The sequence below is a fragment of the Erwinia persicina NBRC 102418 genome, from assembly GCF_001571305.1.
Lineage (GTDB): Bacteria > Pseudomonadota > Gammaproteobacteria > Enterobacterales > Enterobacteriaceae > Erwinia > Erwinia persicina.
Map to the genome: position 1 here is coordinate 151,977 of NZ_BCTN01000008.1, position 19,372 is coordinate 171,348.

18 protein-coding genes are annotated in these 19,372 nt (G+C 57.0%); 10 read left to right on the plus strand and 8 right to left on the minus strand.

Annotated features, from left to right (window positions below):
• Positions 1-185: 185 nt before the first annotated feature.
• Positions 186-1,796, plus strand: a complete 1,611-nt coding sequence (locus EPE01S_RS10930) for a sensor domain-containing diguanylate cyclase (RefSeq protein WP_062744769.1) — start codon at positions 186-188, stop codon at positions 1,794-1,796.
• Positions 1,797-1,878: 82 nt separating this feature from the next.
• Complete coding sequence (locus tag EPE01S_RS10935; protein ID WP_062744771.1) at positions 1,879-2,934, plus strand: AI-2E family transporter; 1,056 nt, start codon at positions 1,879-1,881, stop codon at positions 2,932-2,934.
• Between the two features lie 50 nt (positions 2,935-2,984).
• On the opposite strand, the gene bcp is transcribed toward EPE01S_RS10935, so the two are convergent.
• The gene (bcp, locus tag EPE01S_RS10940) at positions 2,985-3,452 is read right to left on the minus strand and encodes a thioredoxin-dependent thiol peroxidase (protein ID WP_062744775.1); all 468 of its coding nucleotides are present in this window, start codon (positions 3,450-3,452) and stop codon (positions 2,985-2,987) included.
• A gap of 68 nt (positions 3,453-3,520) precedes the next feature.
• Entirely contained in the window at positions 3,521-4,072 is a 552-nt protein-coding gene (locus tag EPE01S_RS10945; protein WP_062744778.1) for a glycine cleavage system transcriptional repressor, read from the minus strand.
• Between the two features lie 143 nt (positions 4,073-4,215).
• Here EPE01S_RS10945 and dapA point away from each other — a divergent pair, with 143 nt between their 5' ends.
• From dapA to ypfH, 6 genes are all read left to right on the plus strand, one after another.
• On the plus strand, positions 4,216-5,094 hold the full coding sequence (gene dapA, locus EPE01S_RS10950) for a 4-hydroxy-tetrahydrodipicolinate synthase (protein WP_062744781.1): 879 nt from the start codon (positions 4,216-4,218) through the stop codon (positions 5,092-5,094).
• Positions 5,095-5,109: 15 nt separating this feature from the next.
• Positions 5,110-6,141 (plus strand): outer membrane protein assembly factor BamC, encoded by a 1,032-nt coding sequence (gene bamC, locus EPE01S_RS10955; RefSeq protein WP_062744783.1) that lies wholly within the window; start codon positions 5,110-5,112, stop codon positions 6,139-6,141.
• Positions 6,142-6,301: 160 nt separating this feature from the next.
• A complete protein-coding gene (gene purC / locus EPE01S_RS10960) occupies positions 6,302-7,015 on the plus strand; it encodes a phosphoribosylaminoimidazolesuccinocarboxamide synthase (RefSeq protein ID WP_062744785.1) in 714 nt (237 codons plus the stop codon).
• Positions 7,016-7,181: 166 nt separating this feature from the next.
• Positions 7,182-8,045: a KPN_02809 family neutral zinc metallopeptidase gene (gene ypfJ / locus EPE01S_RS10965; protein ID WP_062744787.1), complete on the plus strand. Its 864-nt coding sequence runs from the start codon at positions 7,182-7,184 to the stop codon at positions 8,043-8,045.
• 6 nt (positions 8,046-8,051) lie between these two features.
• Complete coding sequence (locus tag EPE01S_RS10970; protein ID WP_062744790.1) at positions 8,052-10,049, plus strand: tRNA(Met) cytidine acetyltransferase TmcA; 1,998 nt, start codon at positions 8,052-8,054, stop codon at positions 10,047-10,049.
• Positions 10,050-10,131: 82 nt separating this feature from the next.
• Complete coding sequence (ypfH, locus tag EPE01S_RS10975; protein WP_062744793.1) at positions 10,132-10,821, plus strand: esterase; 690 nt, start codon at positions 10,132-10,134, stop codon at positions 10,819-10,821.
• Between the two features lie 53 nt (positions 10,822-10,874).
• Here ypfH and EPE01S_RS10980 read toward each other — a convergent pair whose 3' ends face one another.
• From EPE01S_RS10980 to EPE01S_RS10990, 3 genes are read right to left on the minus strand one after another with little or no spacing between them, the layout of a single operon-like run.
• Complete coding sequence (locus EPE01S_RS10980) at positions 10,875-11,063, minus strand: YpfN family protein (RefSeq protein WP_062744795.1); 189 nt, start codon at positions 11,061-11,063, stop codon at positions 10,875-10,877.
• A gap of 10 nt (positions 11,064-11,073) precedes the next feature.
• Entirely contained in the window at positions 11,074-12,201 is a 1,128-nt protein-coding gene (gene dapE, locus EPE01S_RS10985; protein ID WP_062744797.1) for a succinyl-diaminopimelate desuccinylase, read from the minus strand.
• Positions 12,183-12,587, minus strand: a complete 405-nt coding sequence (locus EPE01S_RS10990) for an ArsC family reductase (protein ID WP_062744800.1) — start codon at positions 12,585-12,587, stop codon at positions 12,183-12,185. Before EPE01S_RS10990 ends, dapE begins: the two co-directional genes overlap by 19 nt.
• A 252-nt stretch (positions 12,588-12,839) precedes the next feature.
• Between EPE01S_RS10990 and EPE01S_RS10995 the strand changes: the two genes are divergently transcribed.
• Together EPE01S_RS10995 and ypfM are read left to right on the plus strand one after the other, a co-directional pair.
• Positions 12,840-13,034: a hypothetical protein gene (locus EPE01S_RS10995; protein WP_062744802.1), complete on the plus strand. Its 195-nt coding sequence runs from the start codon at positions 12,840-12,842 to the stop codon at positions 13,032-13,034.
• 278 nt (positions 13,035-13,312) lie between these two features.
• Positions 13,313-13,372 carry a protein YpfM gene (gene ypfM, locus EPE01S_RS23430; protein ID WP_118665656.1) on the plus strand — a complete coding sequence of 20 codons (60 nt, stop codon included), beginning with the start codon at positions 13,313-13,315 and terminating at the stop codon, positions 13,370-13,372.
• A 101-nt stretch (positions 13,373-13,473) separates the two neighbouring features.
• On the opposite strand, the gene acrD is transcribed toward ypfM, so the two are convergent.
• From acrD to narQ, 3 genes are all read right to left on the minus strand, one after another.
• Positions 13,474-16,587 (minus strand): multidrug efflux RND transporter permease AcrD, encoded by a 3,114-nt coding sequence (gene acrD / locus EPE01S_RS11000; protein ID WP_062744804.1) that lies wholly within the window; start codon positions 16,585-16,587, stop codon positions 13,474-13,476.
• Positions 16,588-16,926: 339 nt separating this feature from the next.
• Entirely contained in the window at positions 16,927-17,565 is a 639-nt protein-coding gene (locus EPE01S_RS11005; RefSeq protein ID WP_062744806.1) for a response regulator, read from the minus strand.
• Positions 17,566-17,569: 4 nt separating this feature from the next.
• Positions 17,570-19,252, minus strand: a complete 1,683-nt coding sequence (gene narQ, locus EPE01S_RS11010; protein WP_062744808.1) for a nitrate/nitrite two-component system sensor histidine kinase NarQ — start codon at positions 19,250-19,252, stop codon at positions 17,570-17,572.
• Positions 19,253-19,372: the final 120 nt, after the last annotated feature.

A 19,372-nucleotide genomic window follows, 5' to 3' on the forward strand; every position in this document is an offset into this window, starting at 1 on the left:
TGCCTTAAGTGAAATAATTATTGGCTCTGAGGGCTTCAGAATATTCCCAAATCGGCTGAGAGGTGTACAATTGGCCCGTGCTTAACCAGGGCATAAATCGCACTTAATCTCTCTTCGCTCTTTGGGCATAACGCGCATAAAAAATATAAGGCGCTGATAATGATGTTACTCACCGGGGTGAGTCCATGCTGAGGCTTTCGCGCCCCAAAACGGACTTGCGTACCCTCATTACCCTGCTGGCGGTCGCCAGTATTGTGATCACCCTTGCTAACTCACTGTACGCCAGCTGGCGGGTACAGCGTGATGTGCTGATCGAAAATACGCTGGAATCAAACCGGGTGTATGCCACCAAACTGGCATCGACCACTGAAGTGTTTTTCCAACTGGCGCAGTCGCAGCTCTCCTACAGCGCCAAAGTGCTGGGGAACGGTCTGGATAATGACGCGACCCTGCAGGATGAAGTCGATCGCCTGCGTGAGCAAACGAACAGCTTTAACTCCGTGGTGATTGTTGATGCCAGTGGATGGGTGCGGGCGATTTCCCCGGAGTCCCTGATGCTGAAGGGCATGCATCTCAGCTCCAGCGCCACCAAACAGGCCCTTCACGAGCGTAAGCCGCTGATCAGCCAGCCCAGCATGTCTGCGGCGAACAATCTGCTGGTGTTTGTCTCCTGGCCCATCTGGTCGAAAACCGGCACCTATCTGGGGTATGTCGGTGGTTCTATTTATCTGAAAAAAAGAAGTATTCTTAACGTTCTGCTCGGTGAGCAGTTCTACCGCGACGGATCGTCCCTGTATGTCATTGATAGTAAAAATCAGGTGCTGTATCACCAGGATCGCCAGAGGGTGGGGAAAACCATCGATCCATTGATTAGCACGGCAGTGCGCGCCCGCGCCAGCAACGGTAACCAGCAGGTGACGACGGAAAGCGGTGAGCCGATGCTGGCGGGCTTCGCCAATGTGCCGACGGCAGGCTGGACGATCATTACGCTTAAACCGACGGAGGCAACGCTGGCACCGCTCAACAGCCTGCTGCTGAAAGTGCTTAAGCATTCAGTGCCTTTCGCCCTGTTAACGCTGATTATTGCGCTGATCCTCGCGCAGCGTATCGCGCTGCCGCTGTGGCAACTGGCACGTAAGGCCAGTCAGATGGATACGCAAAACGTGTCGAAAGAGATTAACGGCATCCGTTCCTGGTACTATGAAGCGTCACAGATCAAGCGCGCTATGCTGGCCGGGATCGCCCTGATGCAGGATAAAATCGGGCGGCTGAAGAGCGAAGTCCAGACGGATCCGATGACCGGGCTGCTCAACCGGCGGGGCCTGAATGCCGTACTGGACTATTTTCTGGCTACCAGCCAGCCTTTTGCGGTGCTGGCCCTGGATATCGACTACTTTAAACGCGTTAATGATACGTTCGGCCACGATGCCGGGGATGCGGTGATCCAAACGGTGGCTCGCCAGCTGGAGCAGGGGGCGCGGCAGACGGATGTAATCTGCCGTAACGGCGGTGAAGAATTCCTGATGATCCTGCCGGGGGCCGATCGCGAAGTGGCGATAGTGATTGCTGATCGGGTGCGTAAACGTATTGAGCAGCTATCGCTCGATCGGGTGGGCCACATTACTATCTCGGCGGGGGTCGCATTCTGGCTGCCGGCGATCGACGGCACTATGGAAGAGACCTTTAAACAGGCTGATGATGCGCTATACCAGGCGAAAAATGGGGGACGCAACCAGGTCGTCGTTGCCCCCGGCGCGAACAAAACGCCTGCCGTCGCGCAGGGACTTCCGCACTAATTTTTCTACGCCCATGACGGCATTACGCAAGAATGGGCCGTATCAGATACACTCTCCCCATCTTTTTCAGGCAAGGACTCCCATGCTCGAACTTTTAATGCAGTGGTATCGCCGTCGATTCAGCGATCCTCAGGCGATTGCATTGCTGGCGATTCTGCTGGCAGCATTTTGCATTCTGTTTTTCTTCAACGGCCTACTGGCTCCGCTGCTGGTGGCCCTGGTACTGGCGTATCTGCTGGAGTGGCCAACGGTACGGCTGGAGCGGCTGGGCTGCTCGCGCACCTGGGCCGTCACGCTGGTGCTGATTGTCTTTGCCACGTTGCTGCTGGTGCTGATGCTGGTGGTGGTTCCCGTCGCGTGGCAGCAGGGGATCAATCTGACCCACGAGCTACCCACTATGCTGACCCGACTGTATCAGTACGCGATGCGGCTGCCTGACCGTTTCCCCACCCTGATGGGGGCTGGCATCATCGATATTGTGGTGGAAAACCTGCGCAGCCGCCTGAGCGGGCTGGGCGATCAGCTGGTGAAATACTCTCTCGCCTCGCTGGTGGGGTTGATGACGCTGGCGATCTATCTGGTGCTGGTGCCGCTGATGGTGTTCTTCCTGCTGAAGGACAAAGAGCAGATGCTGAACGCCATTCGCCGCGTGCTGCCACGCAACCGCGGTCTGGCGGGGCAGGTGTGGGTGGAGATGAACCAGCAGGTATCAAACTATATTCGCGGCAAGGTGCTGGAAATGGTCGTCGTGGGCGTGGTCAGTTGGGTGGGTTTCCTCGCCATTGGCATGAACTACGCCCTGCTGCTGGCGGTACTGGTCGGCGTGTCGGTGCTGATTCCCTATATCGGGGCGATGGTCGTGACTATCCCGGTGATGGGCGTCGGGCTGGGGCAGTGGGGATTATCCGGTGACTTCTGGACGATGATGGTGGTCTACCTGGTCATTCAGGCGCTGGACGGCAACATTCTGGTGCCGGTGCTGTTTTCTGAAGCGGTGAATCTGCACCCGCTGGTGATTATCTTGTCGGTGGTCATTTTTGGCGGCTTATGGGGATTCTGGGGCGTCTTCTTTGCCATTCCGCTGGCCACCCTCGTCAAAGCGGTGGTGCACGCCTGGCCGGATGAGCTGGCCAAATAGTCACCGCCGACCTTGTTACGGGTCGACCGGAAAGGTCGACCCGGACATGATTAAGCGGATTTCAGGTAATCCATCACGATATCGTGGTGATTGCTGGTTTTGAAGTCGTCAAAGACCTTCTCCACTTTGCCATCCACGCCAATCAGGAAACTGATGCGGTGAATGCCATCATAGGTTTTCCCCATAAAGGTTTTTTCACCCCAGATACCAAACTGCTCACAGACCTCGTGATGTTCATCAGAGAGCAGCGTGAAATTCAGCAGCTCCTTTTCAACAAAGCGGGACAGTTTCTCAGGTTTGTCAGTGCTGATACCTAATACGTCAACCCCGGCTTTTTTCAGTTCATCCATACTGTCACGCAGACCACACGCCTGGACGGTACAGCCTGGCGTCATCGCTTTCGGGTAGAAATAGACCAGAACGCGCTGTCCCTGGAAGTCGGTCAAATTTACTTGTTCACCGTCCTGATCGGGCAAGCTAAATTTCGGTGCGGTATCACCGGCTTTCAGTGGGTTCATCACTACTCTCCGTTTTTATCATCATGCTAGGGGAAAATTTGCGCACTTTCTCACACGGGTTCTCATGGTTACGTGCCGTGATGGGAAACTGCCTTAATAGTGCCTTGAGCATGCAGCTCTGTACAGAGTCGGTTGAACGCCATTTCAATAAAAGACGCATCCTGGCTGGCCGGACTGTGTGCGGTTAGTTGAATATAGAGCCTTGGCGGCTGATTTTCCTCTGCAGGTTGCGTACGGGAGACCAGTTCGGCGATATTCATTTGGTGCGAATCAAACAGATCGGTAAAGCGTTCAATAATGTGTGGGGAGTCGGTGACTTCAACCTGAACCCAAACAGTGACCGGCATCGGCGGTGTGGTGCGTGCGCTGGTGCGCTTCATCACAATCAGCAGCTCCATCTCCGCCCCTTTCAGCGGCAGGGTGGATTCAATCAGTGTAATGGCATTCCAGCTGCCGGACAGTAGCATAATAAAGGTGAATTCATCGCCCAGCATGGCCAGCCGGCTATCTTCAATATTACAGCCACAGCTGCTCACATGTCGGGTGATAGCATTAACAATCCCGGGGCGGTCGACCCCAAGGGCGGTGATGACCAGATGGTGTGGCGATGACTGCGGCAAAATCAAGCTTCCTGTCCAAAATCTAATAACTATAAGGTAAACATAAAAAAAACTGCTGACAAGCGCTTGAGCCGCCCTATGCGCTTGCTTTTACTGCTCGGACAAACGTACCATGAAGCACTTGTTTGTCGAGGGGATGGCTAATGTTCACGGGAAGTATTGTTGCACTCGTAACGCCGATGGATGACAAAGGTAATGTCTGCCGTGCGAGTCTGAAAAAACTGATTGATTACCATGTTGCCAGCGGAACCGCGGCAATTGTTTCTGTAGGAACGACCGGCGAATCTGCCACCCTCAGCCATGACGAACATGGTGACGTGGTTATGCTGACGCTGGAACTGGCAGATGGTCGCATTCCGATTATTGCCGGTACCGGGGCAAATGCTACCGCTGAAGGCGTCTCTCTGACCCGCCGCTTCGAAAAATCGGGCGTCGTGGGCTGCCTGACCGTCACCCCTTATTACAACCGTCCTACGCAGGAAGGGTTGTACCAGCATTTCAAAACCATCGCTGAAAGTACCGATCTTCCGCAGATGCTGTATAACGTACCCTCACGTACCGGTACGGATTTGCTGCCCGAGACCGTTGGCCGCCTGGCGAAAATAAAAAATATTATCGGAATCAAAGAGGCGACCGGGAACTTATCGCGGGTTAGTCAGATCCAAGAGCAGGTAAATGAAGATTTTGTGCTGGTGAGCGGCGATGACGCCACATCACTGGACTTTATGCATCTGGGCGGCCACGGCGTGATTTCCGTGACGGCGAACATCGCCGCACGTGAAATGGTTAACCTCTGTGCGCTGGCACAGCAGGGTAACTTTGCTGAGGCACGCCTTCTGAATCAGCGCCTGATGCACTTGCATCAGAAACTGTTTGTTGAACCGAATCCTATTCCGGTGAAATGGGCTGCAAAACAATTAGGATTAATAGCAACCGATACGCTGCGTCTGCCAATGACGCCGCTGACCGATGCAGGTCGTCCGGTTGTTGAGCTGGCACTGAAAAACGCTGGCCTGCTTTAAATCTAGGGAGAATTAATGGCTTACTCAGTACAAAAGTCCACGGTAGCAACAGTGGTGGGACTGTCGTTGGTGATGCTGCTGTCAGCATGTTCTAACGATCAACGTTACAAGCGTCAGGTGAGCGGTGACGAATCCTACCTGAAAGCTGCCGATCTCAGCGATCTGCGTGCCCCTGCGGGCATGATCATGCCGCTGCAGAATGGCGACTTTGATATTCCTTCCGTCAGCAGCAAAGGGCAGGTGGGTAAGCAGTTGGATATTCGTCCTCCGGCTCAGACGCTGGCCCTGATGAACGGCACCCGTAGTCAGTTCGCGGGCAATACCGGCACGCTGCTGGTCGATTCACGCGCCGGCTCTCTCTGGCCGCAGGTGGTTGACGTGGTACAGGCCGCCAAATTCCCGATTGCTGACCGACAGGACGCCCGCCAGTCCCTGACGACCGACTGGGTTCAGTGGAACCGTGCAGACGAAGACAACCAGTATCGTGGTCGTTATCAGTTAAGCGTACAGCAGCAGGGCGGTCAGCAGGCGCTGACGGTGAAACTGCTGGAACTGCAGCAGCAGGATAAAGTAGTGAACTCACCGGTTCAGATCCAGCGCTATACCGCGCAGATGGTGAATGCCATCAGCGAAGGGCTGGATAAGCTGGAAACCGGGCGTGAAAATGCCGCAGCCAGCCGTAGCCCAACTCAGATTGATGTTCAGAGCGGTGCCGATGATACGGGCCTGCCTAACCTGATCCTGCGTGCGCCATTCAACGTGGTGTGGCAGCGTCTGCCCGCGACGATGAAACGTGTGGGAATGGAAGTGACTGACAGCAACCGTTCACAGGGTAGCCTGAACGTCACCTACAAGGCGCCGGGCAGCAGCACCTTTGACGAACTGGGTGCGAAAGACCCGGAACTGAACAACGGTGACTACAAAGTACAGGTCGGTGACCTGGATAACCGTAGCAGCCTGCAGTTCCTCGATCCGAAAGGTCATCCGCTTACCCAGTCGCAGAATGATGCGCTGGTAGCGGTGTTCCAGGCCGCATTCAGCAAGTAAGCCAGAAGGCCGGAGAGACTCCGGCCTTTTTTTATCGGCCTGTACGTAAACGATTGCTTCGGTTTTTTATCCCCGGACTCTATAATTCCGCCAGGCAAAATTTTAACGGGCTGGCACTGCCGGCCTGATAGTGACACTTATATCGTTTGGAGTTAAACAAATGCAGAAAAAAGCTGAGTTGTATCGCGGCAAAGCGAAAACCGTTTACAGCACCGAAAACCCGGATCTGTTGGTACTCGAATTCCGTAACGATACGTCAGCGCTGGACGGTGAGCGCATCGAACAGTTTGACCGTAAAGGAATGATTAACAACAAGTTCAATTATTTCATTATGACTAAACTGCAGGAAGCCGGGATCCCAACGCAGATGGAAGCCCTGCTCTCTGACAACGAAGCGCTGGTGAAAAAGCTCGATATGGTGCCGGTTGAGTGCGTTATCCGTAACCGGGCGGCCGGATCGCTGGTGAAACGTCTGGGCGTGGAAGAGGGGATGATCCTCAATCCGCCGCTGTTTGATCTGTTCCTGAAAGACGATGCCAAACACGACCCGATGGTCAATGAATCTTACTGTGAAACCTTTGGCTGGGTGAACAAAGAGAATCTGGCGCGGATGCGTGAGCTGACTTACCAGGCCAACGACGTGCTGAGCAAGCTGTTTTCTGATGCCGGTCTGATCCTCGTGGACTTCAAGCTGGAGTTCGGTCTGTTTAACGGTGAAGTCGTGCTGGGTGATGAGTTCTCCCCGGACGGTGCCCGCCTGTGGGATAAAGACACCCTGAATAAGATGGACAAAGACCGCTACCGTCAGAGCCTGGGCGGTCTGATCGAAGCTTACGAAGAAGTGGCCAGACGTCTGGGTGTGACCCTCGACTGATCCCGCCAGGGGTTAATACCCTTACGACCTCAATACTGCCGAAAGGCCGGGCTTGCCCGGCCTTTTTCCTGTCATCCTCTCTTATTCCCGTGTTTTCTGGTTTTCCCTGCGACGTCCGACTAAAATCGACGGACAGGTTGTCGTTATTAATTTGGAGTAAACACTTATGCGCTGGCAAGGGCGTCGCGAAAGCGACAATGTGGAGGATCGCCGTAATGAATCCGGGACGGTTGGCGGTGGGCGCATACGTATTCCTCGTGGCAAAGGGGGCATTGCTCTGCTGATTATTGTGGTGATCGCCAGTTACTATGGCTATGACCTGTCGCCACTGCTGACCGGGGATGGCAGCTCCGCCGCGCCGACGGCGCAGCAGCAGCAGCGTCAGACCACGCCGAAAGAAGATGAGGCCGCGCAGTTCACCCGCACGGTGTTCGCGCTGACAGAAGATACCTGGCAAAAGCTGTTCCGGCAGATGGACAAAACGTGGCAGCCCCCGACGCTGGTGATGTACCGCAACCAGACGGCTACTGCCTGCGGCAGCGGCCAGTCGGCGATGGGGCCGTTTTACTGCCCGGCAGACAGTAAAGTCTATATTGACCTGTCGTTTTACGACGAAATGACCCAAAAACTGGGCGCCGGTGGCGAATTTGCCCAGGGCTATGTGATTGCTCATGAAGTAGGACATCATGTACAGCACCTGTTGGGCATTGATAAAAAAGTCCGCGAGATGCAGCAGGGTGCCTCACGTGTGCAGGTAAACCAGCTGTCGGTGAAAATGGAGCTTCAGGCGGACTGCTTTGCCGGCGTCTGGGGTCACTATATGCAGCAGGAAAATGTGCTGGAAACCGGTGATCTTGAGTCTGCGCTGAATGCGGCTCAGGCGATTGGTGATGACCGGTTGCAACAGCGCAGCCAGGGGCGGGTCGTGCCGGACAGCTTTACACACGGCACCTCACAGCAGCGTTATACCTGGTTCAAAAAAGGTTTCGACAGCGGTAATCCCGGCCAGTGTAATACCTTTGCAGGCTGATGCGGCGTGAATGAGCTTGTCGCGGCCGCTGCCGTTCATCGGCAGCAGGGCTGCCGCCGTTTACTGACCCTCAGCGGAGCACCGGCGTGGTGCAGGCAGCAGGCCACCAGCCTGATGGCGCAGCTCCCGGGTGACTGGCTGTGGGTGGGCAGTGACGCTTCTGCCCCCTTGCACTGCCAGCCGCAGGCCCTGCGCACGCTACTGGGCCGGGAGTTCCACCATGCGGTTTTTGACGCCCGGGAGGGTTTTCATGCAGAGGCCTTTGCCGCACTGGCAGGCACGCTGCGTGCCGGGAGCTGGCTGCTGCTGCTGCTGCCCGAATGGGATCGCTGGGCAGAGTGCCCCGACACCGATTCACTGCGCTGGAGTGATAGCGATCGACCCTGCGCCAGTCCGCGCTTTGTTCAGCGCTTTCAACAACTGTTGCTGACCGATGCTGGCGTGGTCAACTGGCGTCAGTCCCATCCTCTGATGATTTCCCCCGTCCCGCTGCCCCCGGACTGGCAGACCGATAGCCAGCAACAGCAGCGGGTGCTTGAACGGCTGATCAATGCCCCCCCGGGCATTTACGCGCTGACCGCCGCCCGTGGCCGGGGAAAATCCGCGCTGGCCGGTATGCTGGCGGCCCGCTGGCCCGGGCGCTGTCTGGTCACTGCGCCTGCCCGCGCCGCTACGGACGTGCTCGCCGGTTTTGCCGGAGAGCGCTATCACTTTGTCGCACCGGATCGTCTGCTGGCCAGCGCGCAGGAGCTTGCCTCCGGCGTTGACTGGCTGCTGGTCGATGAGGCCGCGGCCATTCCTGCCCCGCTGTTACAGCAACTGGTGACCCTTTTCCCCCGCGTCCTGCTGACCACCACCGTGCAGGGCTATGAGGGAACCGGACGCGGTTTTATGCTGAAGTTTTGCGACGGCCTGCCGGACGTGACGCATTACCGGCTGGACGCCCCCCTGCGCTGGGCAGCGGGCGACCCGCTGGAGCGGATCGTGGCGGAGGCCCTGCTGTTTGACGATGCTGTTGCTCCTCCGCAGTCGGGGCCGCTGGCCTGCCTGCCGCTGGAGCAGGCGGACTGGATACGCCAGCCCGCACGCATGGCGGCGGTCTATCAGCTGCTGACCAGCGCGCACTATCGTACCTCACCGCTCGATCTGCGGCGGATGATGGATGCGCCGGGGATGCACTTTATTGCCGCCCTCCAGGGGGACAGCGTGCAGGGGGCGCTATGGCTGGTGGACGAGGGGGGGCTTTCTGCCGGGCTGTCTGCCGCCATCTGGGCCGGCACCCGCCGTCCGCGCGGTAGCCTGGTCGCCCAGTCGCTGGCGGCCCATGCCGGTGATATCGACGCGCCCCAGCTGCGTTCACGGCGCATCAGCCGGATTGCCGTCGCGGCACCGCTACGCGGGCAGGGATCCGGTCAGCAACTGGTCGCCTGCTGTCAGGAGCTTACCCCGGGACTGGATTTTTTATCCGTCAGCTTTGGTTTTACCGACCCGCTGTGGCGTTTCTGGCAGCGCTGTGGTTTTCAGCTGGTGCGCTTCGGCACCCATCGTGAGGCCAGCAGCGGCTGTTATACGGCGATGGCCATCCTGCCTCTCAGCCCGGCCGGAGAGCGGCTGGCGGGATCGGCCACCCGACGTCTGGCGCGAAATGCGGGCTGGCTGCATCGCCAGTCGGGTTCACAGGCGCTGCCCCTGGCTGCGGATGATGACCTGACGCTGATCGACGATGACTGGCTGGAACTGTCCGGTTTTGCCTGGGCACAGCGACCGTTTGAGGTCAGCTATGCCGCACTGGGAAGACTGATTGGCACGGTGTCGTCAGCCCTGCCGCTGCTGCGTGCGGCCATCAGTGAGGGACTCTCCCCGGGTGAGATCTGCACCCGGTTTCGGTTGTCCGGGCGTAAGGCGCTGCTGGCTGCCTGGCGGCAGGAGGCACAGCAGGGACTGATGGCGCGGGACCCACTGCGGGCACAACAGCACCGGCAGTGGGTCATCTCATTGCAATAAATCCACCGTCTTCATCAAAAATACCCCCTGTTCTTCAGCCTGCAGGGGCGTATGATCCTGGCAATAGCTTAAGGAGCTCACCATGAAACTTCCCCATGTTGTCGTTCAGACCCCCTCGTTACCCGCGACACAGCTTTTTTTGCTGTATCACGCCGCCGGCGATAATCCGGTGGCAATGGGCGAGATTGGCCACTGGTTTGCCGGGGCTTTTCCGCGTGCGCTGGTGGTCAGCGTCGGCGGGCCGCAGGCGGATGCTGACGGGGGTTTTCACTGGTATAGGCCATCCGTGCCGGACGGTCATCAGCAGCAGGATGATGGCGCAATGGACGGCTTTATTGCCAGCGTTCGCCACTGGCAGCAGCAGAGTGGGGTCAATGCGCGGGCAACCGCCCTGATAGGCTTTGCTCAGGGCGCGACGATGGCGCTGGAGGCGATTAAGGTGCAGCCGGGACTGGCAGGCCGGGTGGTGGCCTTCAGTGGCCGGTATGCCACGCTGCCTGACCAGGCCGGAACGCGGACCACCATCCACCTGATCCATGGTGATCATGATACCGTGCTGCCGCTGACGCATGCGGTTGCGGCGGAAGAGCGGTTGTCTGCGCTGGGAGGGGATGTGACGCTGGACATTATTGACGACCTGCCGCATGCCATCGACGAGCGGGCGATGCGCTTAGCGCTCGAACGCCTGCAGTTTACCGTACCGCGTCGTTATTTTGACGAAGCGCTAAGCGGCGCCAAACCGGGCGATGATGATGTGATTGCACTGATGTGATTAGCGTGTCGGGGCCGACCGTGTTTTCCGGTCGGCCCTGAATCGGGAGGAAATTATTTCTTCTTCGGCCAGTCGTCTTCATCATCCCATTTATCGTTAAAATCACGATGTGGTGGGAGTTCTGGCTTGTTGTCGAGAAACTTTTTATGATCGATGCGCTTCAGATCTTTGTAAACGTTCATCAGAATGCCAATCATCAGCAGGATCACCAGGATCCACCAGTAGTGCTTTATAAATTCCATCATTTCACCTTTATGCGATCAGCTGTTCCATGATCCGCTGGTACATGCGGCTGAGAAGCTGCAGGTCGGCGGCTTTCACGCACTCATTGATTTTATGAATGGTGGCGTTGACCGGGCCTAATTCCACCACCTGCGCGCCCATGCGGGCAATAAAGCGTCCGTCAGAGGTGCCGCCGGTCGTCAGCAGCTGCGGCCTGATTTCATTATAGTGCTCAACCGCGTTAACCACCGCATCAACCAGCTTACCGCGTGAGGTCAGGAACGGCTGACCGGAGAGTTTCCACTCAATGGTGTAGCGCAGCTGATGGCGATCGAGCAGTTCCTGAACCTGCTGCCGGATCATTTCATCGGTCAGTTCAGTGCTGAAACGGAAGTTAAACTGCACAAAACAGTCACCGGGGATCACGTTGTTGCTGCCGGTCCCGGCCTGCACGTTGGCAATCTGCATACTGGTCGGCGGGAAGAATTCATTGCCCCGATCCCACTCCCTGGCCACCAGCTCATTCAGCGCAGGCATGGCGCGGTGAACGGGATTATCGGCAAGGTGCGGGTAGGCCACGTGTCCCTGGACGCCATGAAGGGTCAGGTTAGCGGTAATCGAGCCGCGACGGCCATTTTTTACCACGTCGCCGACTACTTCGGTACTGGACGGCTCGCCCACCAGGCAGTAATCCATGCGTTCATTGCGCGCCATCAGCGCTTCCACGACTTTCACGGTGCCGTTGGCAGCGCTGGCCTCTTCATCGGAGGTGATCAGAAAGGCCAGACGCCCTTTGTGCTGCGGATGGGCGGCAACAAAGCGTTCCGCGGCGACGATCATCGCGGCCAGCGACCCTTTCATATCGGCGGCACCGCGGCCAAACAGCATCCCGTCGCGGATGGCCGGTTCAAACGGGGGATTGATCCAGCGGTTGGCATCCCCGGTCGGTACGACGTCAGTATGACCGGCAAAGGCCAGCGTTTCCCCTTCGCCGCGCCATGCCCAGAAATTCAGGGTGTCGCCAATATTCATGGGTTCAATGGTAAAACCCAGCGCCTGTAAACGGGCAATCAGAATAGCCTGGCAACCGGCATCATCAGGGCTGAGGGAGGGGCGACGAATAAGCTGCTGCGTCAGCTCTATGACCGGACAGTGCATAATGATGACTTCTCCTGAATAAACGGCGAATAGGTGGCTTCACTGAAGCCCAGCAGCATAGAGCCGTCGGCGGCGCAGAGCAACGGGCGTTTGATCATGGCAGGCTGTGACAGCATCAGTGTTAATGCCGCTGCCGGATTATCCACTGCCTTTCGCTCGGATTCTTCCAGCTTGCGCCAGGTGGTACCGCGGGTGTTAAGCAGGGCTTCCCAGCCAAGAACATCAATAAAGCGCTGCAGCAAATCTGCCTCTAATCCGTCAGCACGGTAATCATGGAACTGATAGTTCACGCCACCTGCTTCCAGGTATTTCCGCGCTTTTTTGACGGTGTCGCAGTTTTTGATGCCATACATTGTAAAGGTATTTTTCGGGCTCTGTTCTGTCATCGGTATCCGTTTCCTGTGCCGTCTGATAATTGCTGGTGACAGTTTACAGTGGATAGCGCCGGCAGACAGCCCTTGAGATGATGAAAGTCAGACGCCAGGAAGAACGTTTGATGCGCTGCCGGTAAAAGTCAGACTTGTGTACCCTTCTGTTTTTTGTGGGATTCATCTATATTCGGATGAGCTCAATGCAGGACAATAGCGACGAGCGCGATGAGAAGGGGAGTGAGCCCGTGATTAAAGAGGAGGGGAGCGATGAACTACATGAAAGAATCGGCCGCACATACGGTAGAAGAAACCCAGTCCACGATCGTACTGAAGCGTAAAAAAGAAACCCGCTGCGAGGATTTCGCCCATATTGTTGATGCCGTGATGCGGGATCACCCCGATGCGAAAACGCATATCGACAGTGAAAGCGGTGGTTACGATAAAATCATCATTCTGAAATAGTGAGTCATCCGGCCCCGCCCGGGGTCGATGTTCCTCTTGAGACGATGGACGAGGGGTTGCCTGAGCTGTTCAGCCGCACCGGCCGGATATACGAAGCCTCTTAATTATGCTACGACTAATAATCCCCTGAGAAATCATCACCTACGAACTGTGCGGCGTAGCACATTTTCATTGAATTATCGTTTAACTCGTTTTACCGATGGCAGTAATTGGGATCCTGATCTTTCTTTTGTTTAGGAATACTCTTAAAATGAACCTACATAAAAAGAGAGGTTACTATGATTGATTTAGAACTGGGGAACTGGAAAGACTTTATCGAAACGATGTTACGTAAGTAATGCGTTTCAGACAAGAAAAGCATGGTGATAGCATCAAAGTGTTTTATTTTCAGTCAATTAAATTATAAAAGGCAGCCATTAACCGGCTGCCTTTTTGTTTTTTACCGGTGTTTCTCTTTCAGCGGGAAGCGGCGGCGCACCAGCACAAAGAACAGCGGCACAAAGAAGATTGCCAGTACCGTGGCGGAGATCATCCCGCCCATCACTCCGGTGCCGACTGCATGCTGGCTGCCGGACCCGGCACCGCTGCTGATCACCATCGGCAGGACGCCGAAAATAAAGGCCAGCGAAGTCATCAGAATCGGCCGTAAGCGCTGGCGCGACGCTTCCAGGGTGGATTCCACCAAATCACGCCCCCGGGTATTCATTTCGCTGGCAAATTCGACGATCAAAATGGCATTTTTCGCCGACAGTCCGATCACGGTCAGCAGGCCGACCTGGAAGTAGACATCGTTTTCCAGCCCGCGCAGCCAGGTGGCCACCAGCGCACCAATCACCCCCAGCGGCACGACCAGCATGACGGAGAAAGGAATCGACCAGCTCTCATACAGCGCGGCCAGACACAGGAAGACCACCAGCAGTGACAGCGCATAGAGCGCCGGGGCCTGTGCCCCCGTCATACGCTCCTGTAGCGATGCCCCCGTCCACTGCAGGCCAATCCCCACCGGCAGCTGGCTGACCAGCTTCTCCATCACGTCCATGGCCGCACCGTTACTGACGCCCGGTGCCGATTCCCCCACAATTTCAACGGCGGAATAGCCGTTGTAGCGTTCAAGGCGGGGTGAACCGCTCTCCCAGTGAGAGCGGGCAAAGGCGGTGAAGGGCACCATTTCGCCGCTGGCATTGCGCACATACCACTTGCTGATGTCATCGGGCAGCATGCGGAAGGTGGCGTCAGCCTGGACATACACTTTTTTCACCCGTCCTCTGTCAAGGAAGTCATTGACGTAGGTCGACCCCCAGCCGGTTTGCAGCGTCGCGTTAATATCATCCAGCGACACGCCCAGGGCCTGGGCTTTCCGCTGATCAATATCGATACGTAACTGCGGGCTGTCATCCAGACCGTTATGACGGACCCGGGTCAGGGACGGGTTGCTTTGCGCCAGCTCAAGCAGGCTGTTGCGTGCCGCCATCAGCGCGGTATGGCCCAGCCCGGCGTGATCCTGCAGCTCCATATCAAAGCCGGCCGAGTTGCCCAGCCCGGTGATGGCGGGTGGGCTGCTGGCAATCACTTTCGCCTCATTGATTTTTGCAAAGGCTTTAGTGGCGCGCTCAATAATGGCGAAGGCGGTATTGTCACTGCCGCTGCGATCCTGCCAGTCTTTCAGGCGCACAAACATCCGCGCCACGTTCTGCCCGTTGCCGCCAGGGCCGGCACCGACGGTGGCGAACACCGACAGCACGTTGTCTTTCTCGTGCGTCAGGTAGTATTTCTCAACTTTTTCCACCACCTTCATCGTCTGTTGCAGGGTGGAACCCGGCGGCAGCTGAACCTGGGTGGTGAAAATACCCCGGTCTTCCAGCGGCAGGAAAGAAGTGGGCAGGCGGATAAACAGCAGGGCCATCACCGCGAGCAGCGCCACATACAGCACCAGCCAGCGGCCTCCTTTGGCCAGAATTTTGCCCACGCCGCGCTCGTAGCGTTCAGCGCTGCGGTTAAACAGGCGGTTAAACCCGCCAAAGAATCCCCGGCGGCCGTGATGGTGGCCTTTGGCCAGTGGTTTCAGCAGCGTGGCACACAGGGCAGGGGTAAGGATCATCGCCACCAGGACGGAGAGCACCATGGCGGAGACAATCGTGACTGAAAACTGGCGATAGATAGCCCCGGTGGTGCCGCCAAAGAAGGCCATCGGGATAAAGACCGCCGACAGCACCAGCGCAATACCGACCAGCGCCCCCTGAATCTGCCCCATGGATTTGCGCGTCGCCTCCCGTGGCGACAGACCTTCCTCACTCATGATCCGTTCCACGTTTTCCACCACCACGATGGCATCATCCACCAGCAGGCCGATGGCCAGCACCATCGCGAACATGGTCAGGGTGTTGATGCTGTAACCGAAGAGATAGAGAATGCCAAAGGTGCCCAGCAGCACCACCGGCACGGCAATGGTCGGGATCAGCGTGGCGCGGAAGTTTTGCAGGAACAGGTACATCACCAGGAAGACCAGCAGCACGGCTTCAAACAGGGTTTTCACCACGTCTTCAATGGAGGCTTTGACAAACGGCGTGGTCTCGTAGGCGATCTCCGCCTTCAGCCCGTGGGGAAAATAGTGTGACAGTTCGTCAAGACGGGCGCGGACCAGGGTATCCGTTTGCAGCTCATTGGCCCCGGAGGCCAGCTTGACCCCCAGCCCTGACGCGGCCATGCCGTTATAGCGGCTGAGGTAATCATACTTCTCCGCGCCCAGCTCCACTTTTGCCACATCACCCAGCGTCACCACTGAGCCATCGGCATTGACCCTGAGGGTGATATCGCGGAACTGCTCCGGGGTTTGCAGCAGGGACTGAGAGTTGATGGTGGCATTCAGTGCCTGGCTGTCGACAGAGGGCAGGCCACCCAGCTGGCCGACCGCGACCTGACTGTTCTGCGATTTGATGGCGGTCACCACATCGCTGGTGGTCAGGGTGTAGTTAATCAGCTTATTGGGATCGAGCCAGATACGCATGGCATATTGTGAACCGTATGCATCTACCTGTCCCACGCCGTCAATGCGGCTGAGCGGATCCTGAATATTACTGGCAACATAGTCCGAGATATCCTGTTTATCCATGCTGCCGTCGGTCGACACGAAGGCGACCATCAAAATATTGGTATCACCGGTTTTATTGACCGTCACCCCCTGCGACTGGACATCCTGCGGCAGTTTTCGCAGCGCGGTTTGTAGCTGATTCTGCACCTGCTGGCGGGCTTCATCGGGGTTTGTGCCGGCTTCAAAGGTCAGCGTAATGGTTGCCTGGCCGGTATTGCTGCTCTGCGACGACATATACATCAGATTATCAATGCCGGTCATATTCTGCTCGATCACCTGAGTGACGGTGTTTTCGAGTGTTTCAGCAGACGCCCCCGGATAGTTGGCGGTGATGCGCACGTTAGGAGGCGCCAGGTCAGGATACTGTTCAATGGGCAGAGAGACGATGGCCAGCCCCCCGGTCAGACACATCAGTATTGCCAGAACCCAGGCAAAAATCGGGCGATCGATAAAAAAGTTGGCCATCTCTAGCTCCGCAGCAGGTATACCCGTCGTCCATCAGGTGCCGGTCTGTCGGCCGTGTCCGCCACCCCGAGAGATCGCTTTCTCTGTTTACAGGGATTTGCGGGCGTGCTGCCTGCATCGTGAAGTCTGTTGGATATAGCCTGAATAATAACAAAAATGCCGGTTTTCCCTGCGGCGTTTAAGACAGATATCCCGTCATGTCATCGGTATGGGGCGGGGCAAATTTATAATTTAATCAATATGCTCCGGCAGGGGATCACTTTACCCGCCGCTGATGAAACAATCGTGGAGAAAATGAGGAGAATATGTAAATAATCCCGCAGGCCGTGGCCCCTCTGGTTACAAACTGGCGTGGTTTGATTCCAGCCACATGACGGTAGCCGCTACCCGTGAACGGACATTCAGCTTACGTAATACGTTGCGGATATGAACTTTGACCGTTTGCTCGGAGATAGCCAGGTTCTCTGCAATTTGTTTATTTGAATGGCCACAGGCCACCTCTTTCATGACCTCCTGCTCGCGTTTTGTCAAAATAATAAAGGGATCGGCTTTCCAGTTATCGTTATTACGCAGCGCGTTCAGCGGTGCACTAAAGGCGACGCCGCCCTCCGCCACCCGGATAATTTGCGACAGCAGCTGTTCCGGAGGGCTGTCCTTCAGCAGGTAGCCGCTGGCCCCGGCTTCCAGCAGGGCGGAAATATCGCCGCGCAGATCTGATACCGTCAGCACGACGATCCGGGCAAGTATGCCGTTAGCGCGCAGGGCGTTAAACGTCTCCAGACCGGAGAGTCCCTTCATTTTCAAATCCAGAAGTATCAGGTCGGGGGGATTCTGCCGCGCCAGCGCGACCGCGTCGTGACCACTGGCCGCCTCTGCCGTCACCCGGAACCGGGGCTCCAGCGCCAGCAGCTGACGAATGCCGTTACGCATCAGGGGGTGATCGTCGACAATCATCACGCTGACGGTGTTGTCTTCCATGGTGCTACTCCTTGTCAGAACCCATCTCAGTGAGCGGTTTGAAGTGTAAAGACACGCCAGTGCCTCCGTGCGTGTGACGAACAATGGTCAGTTGGCCGTTCAGCCGTGCAGCACGTTCATGCATGATGGTCAGACCGTAATGTCCTTCGGGTTCTTCCAGCGAGGCAATGCCCACGCCATTATCGGTAACAGCGATTGTCAGCCCGCTTGCTGCATCGTAATCGCCGCTGACGGTAATCTCCGTTGGGTTCGCATGCTGTACGGCATTAAGCAGGGCCTCGCGGACAATCTGTAATACGTGAATATGCTGCTGGGCCGGAAGCCGTACCTCAAGCTGCCCTTTCAGCACAATCGGGGCGTCAGTCTGCTGGCGCAGAGGGGCAATAACCTGCTCCAGCGCGCGCGTCAGGCTGGCCGGTTCAATGGTCAGCCGGAAGGTGGTGAGAAGCTCACGCAGCTGCCGGTTTGCCGTGCTCAGTGCTTCTTCAAACTCCGTTACGATCTCCCGTGCGGCGGTGGCCTCCGCGTTGAGCGTACGTTTCAGCCTGACAAGCTGAATGCGCAAAAAAGTCAGGGACTGCGCCAGCGAGTCATGCAGTTCTCGGGCAATAGTCGCACGCTCCTCCAGCAACAGCAGGCTTTGTACCTGCTGCTGTGCCTGCCACAGTTCCAGCGCGTGGACGAGTAAAGAGGCCACGCTTTTCATCAGCGGCGACTCACTCTCCTCCGCCTGCCAGCGCAGCACACCGCAGGGGGGCTGTTCCGGATGCGGATGCAGGGGCAGCGTTTGCCACACTCTGTCCGGCAGACGGTGTCCTGCGCTCAGTCGCCCAAACTCGGGCGTGGAAAGCTCAATGTAACTGAGCTTTTCATGGTCAGACACCAGCCGCAGGGTTTGCTGAAAGGCCTCCTGCCCTTTGATGCTGTGGCTGAGCTGCTGAGAACAGGCATACAGCAGCCTCAGGCGGCGGTTGGCCTGGGTTAAATCGGCAGTTTTTTCCTCAACATTCAGGGACATCGCCCGCCACGATTTTTCCAGCTCAGTGGACATGCGGGTAAACGCCCGCGCCAGCACGCCCAGTTCATTAGGCAGACCGGTGCTGAGCGGTGGAAAATGAAAGCGCCGCTGTTCAATCGCTTCGCTGGCGCTGACCAGCTGTTGCAGCGGCCCGACAACCTGCTGGCGAATATGACGCAGAATAAACCAGACCCGCAGGGTAATGGCCAGTAAACCCAGCAGGCAGGCGAGGGCGGCCATCCGCATTTTCAGTTCGGCCCAGTGCTGCAGGGCCAGCACAAACTGGTCGATTTTATCGACCTCGTTAATCACCTGCTGGTGGTTTCCCACTGTCGCGGAGGCAGTCTGCCGGGCGGTGACCAGCAGTTCACGATACCCCTGGCGCACGGGGTCCGGCACATAAAAACGATCCAGCGCCTTCAGCGCGGGGGAGTGCAGTGTGCGCTGATAGTCAGCAATATGTTGTGCAGAAAGGGGGGAGTGAGTGCTGATGTCCCAGCTCAGGCGATAGACCTGCATCCGCAGGGAACCGGCAAGATTGATGGCTTCTGCATCCCGCAGGCTGCCGGACAGAGTCAGCAGCGCCAGCCCACTGGTAATGACGGACAGCAGGACAATGGTAAATAGCGCGCGGGCCAGGCTATGCGTCAGGGAGCGTATGATGGTCACATTTATTATCCTTAATATAAGGAGGGTGATTATAACGCTGCGCTAAGGTTTACTGAAGCAGTAGTCCCTGCCTGTCACTGCCCGTTACATCTGCCGAACTCCGACATATCTCTTTACGCT

What these genes read in the sequence shown, in the direction of transcription:
- EPE01S_RS10990 (WP_062744800.1), bottom strand. Translation starts at nt 12,587, where the DNA reads ATGACAGAACAGAGCCCGAAAAATACCTTTACAATGTATGGCATCAAA.
- dapE (WP_062744797.1), bottom strand. Translation starts at nt 12,201, where the DNA reads ATGCACTGTCCGGTCATAGAGCTGACGCAGCAGCTTATTCGTCGCCCC.
- bamC (WP_062744783.1), top strand. Translation starts at nt 5,110, where the DNA reads ATGGCTTACTCAGTACAAAAGTCCACGGTAGCAACAGTGGTGGGACTG.
- ypfJ (WP_062744787.1), top strand. Translation starts at nt 7,182, where the DNA reads ATGCGCTGGCAAGGGCGTCGCGAAAGCGACAATGTGGAGGATCGCCGT.
- bcp (WP_062744775.1), bottom strand. Translation starts at nt 3,452, where the DNA reads ATGAACCCACTGAAAGCCGGTGATACCGCACCGAAATTTAGCTTGCCC.
- EPE01S_RS10995 (WP_062744802.1), top strand. Translation starts at nt 12,840, where the DNA reads ATGAACTACATGAAAGAATCGGCCGCACATACGGTAGAAGAAACCCAG.
- dapA (WP_062744781.1), top strand. Translation starts at nt 4,216, where the DNA reads ATGTTCACGGGAAGTATTGTTGCACTCGTAACGCCGATGGATGACAAA.
- EPE01S_RS10935 (WP_062744771.1), top strand. Translation starts at nt 1,879, where the DNA reads ATGCTCGAACTTTTAATGCAGTGGTATCGCCGTCGATTCAGCGATCCT.
- ypfH (WP_062744793.1), top strand. Translation starts at nt 10,132, where the DNA reads ATGAAACTTCCCCATGTTGTCGTTCAGACCCCCTCGTTACCCGCGACA.
- acrD (WP_062744804.1), bottom strand. Translation starts at nt 16,587, where the DNA reads ATGGCCAACTTTTTTATCGATCGCCCGATTTTTGCCTGGGTTCTGGCA.
- EPE01S_RS10980 (WP_062744795.1), bottom strand. Translation starts at nt 11,063, where the DNA reads ATGGAATTTATAAAGCACTACTGGTGGATCCTGGTGATCCTGCTGATG.
- EPE01S_RS11005 (WP_062744806.1), bottom strand. Translation starts at nt 17,565, where the DNA reads ATGGAAGACAACACCGTCAGCGTGATGATTGTCGACGATCACCCCCTG.
- purC (WP_062744785.1), top strand. Translation starts at nt 6,302, where the DNA reads ATGCAGAAAAAAGCTGAGTTGTATCGCGGCAAAGCGAAAACCGTTTAC.
- EPE01S_RS10930 (WP_062744769.1), top strand. Translation starts at nt 186, where the DNA reads ATGCTGAGGCTTTCGCGCCCCAAAACGGACTTGCGTACCCTCATTACC.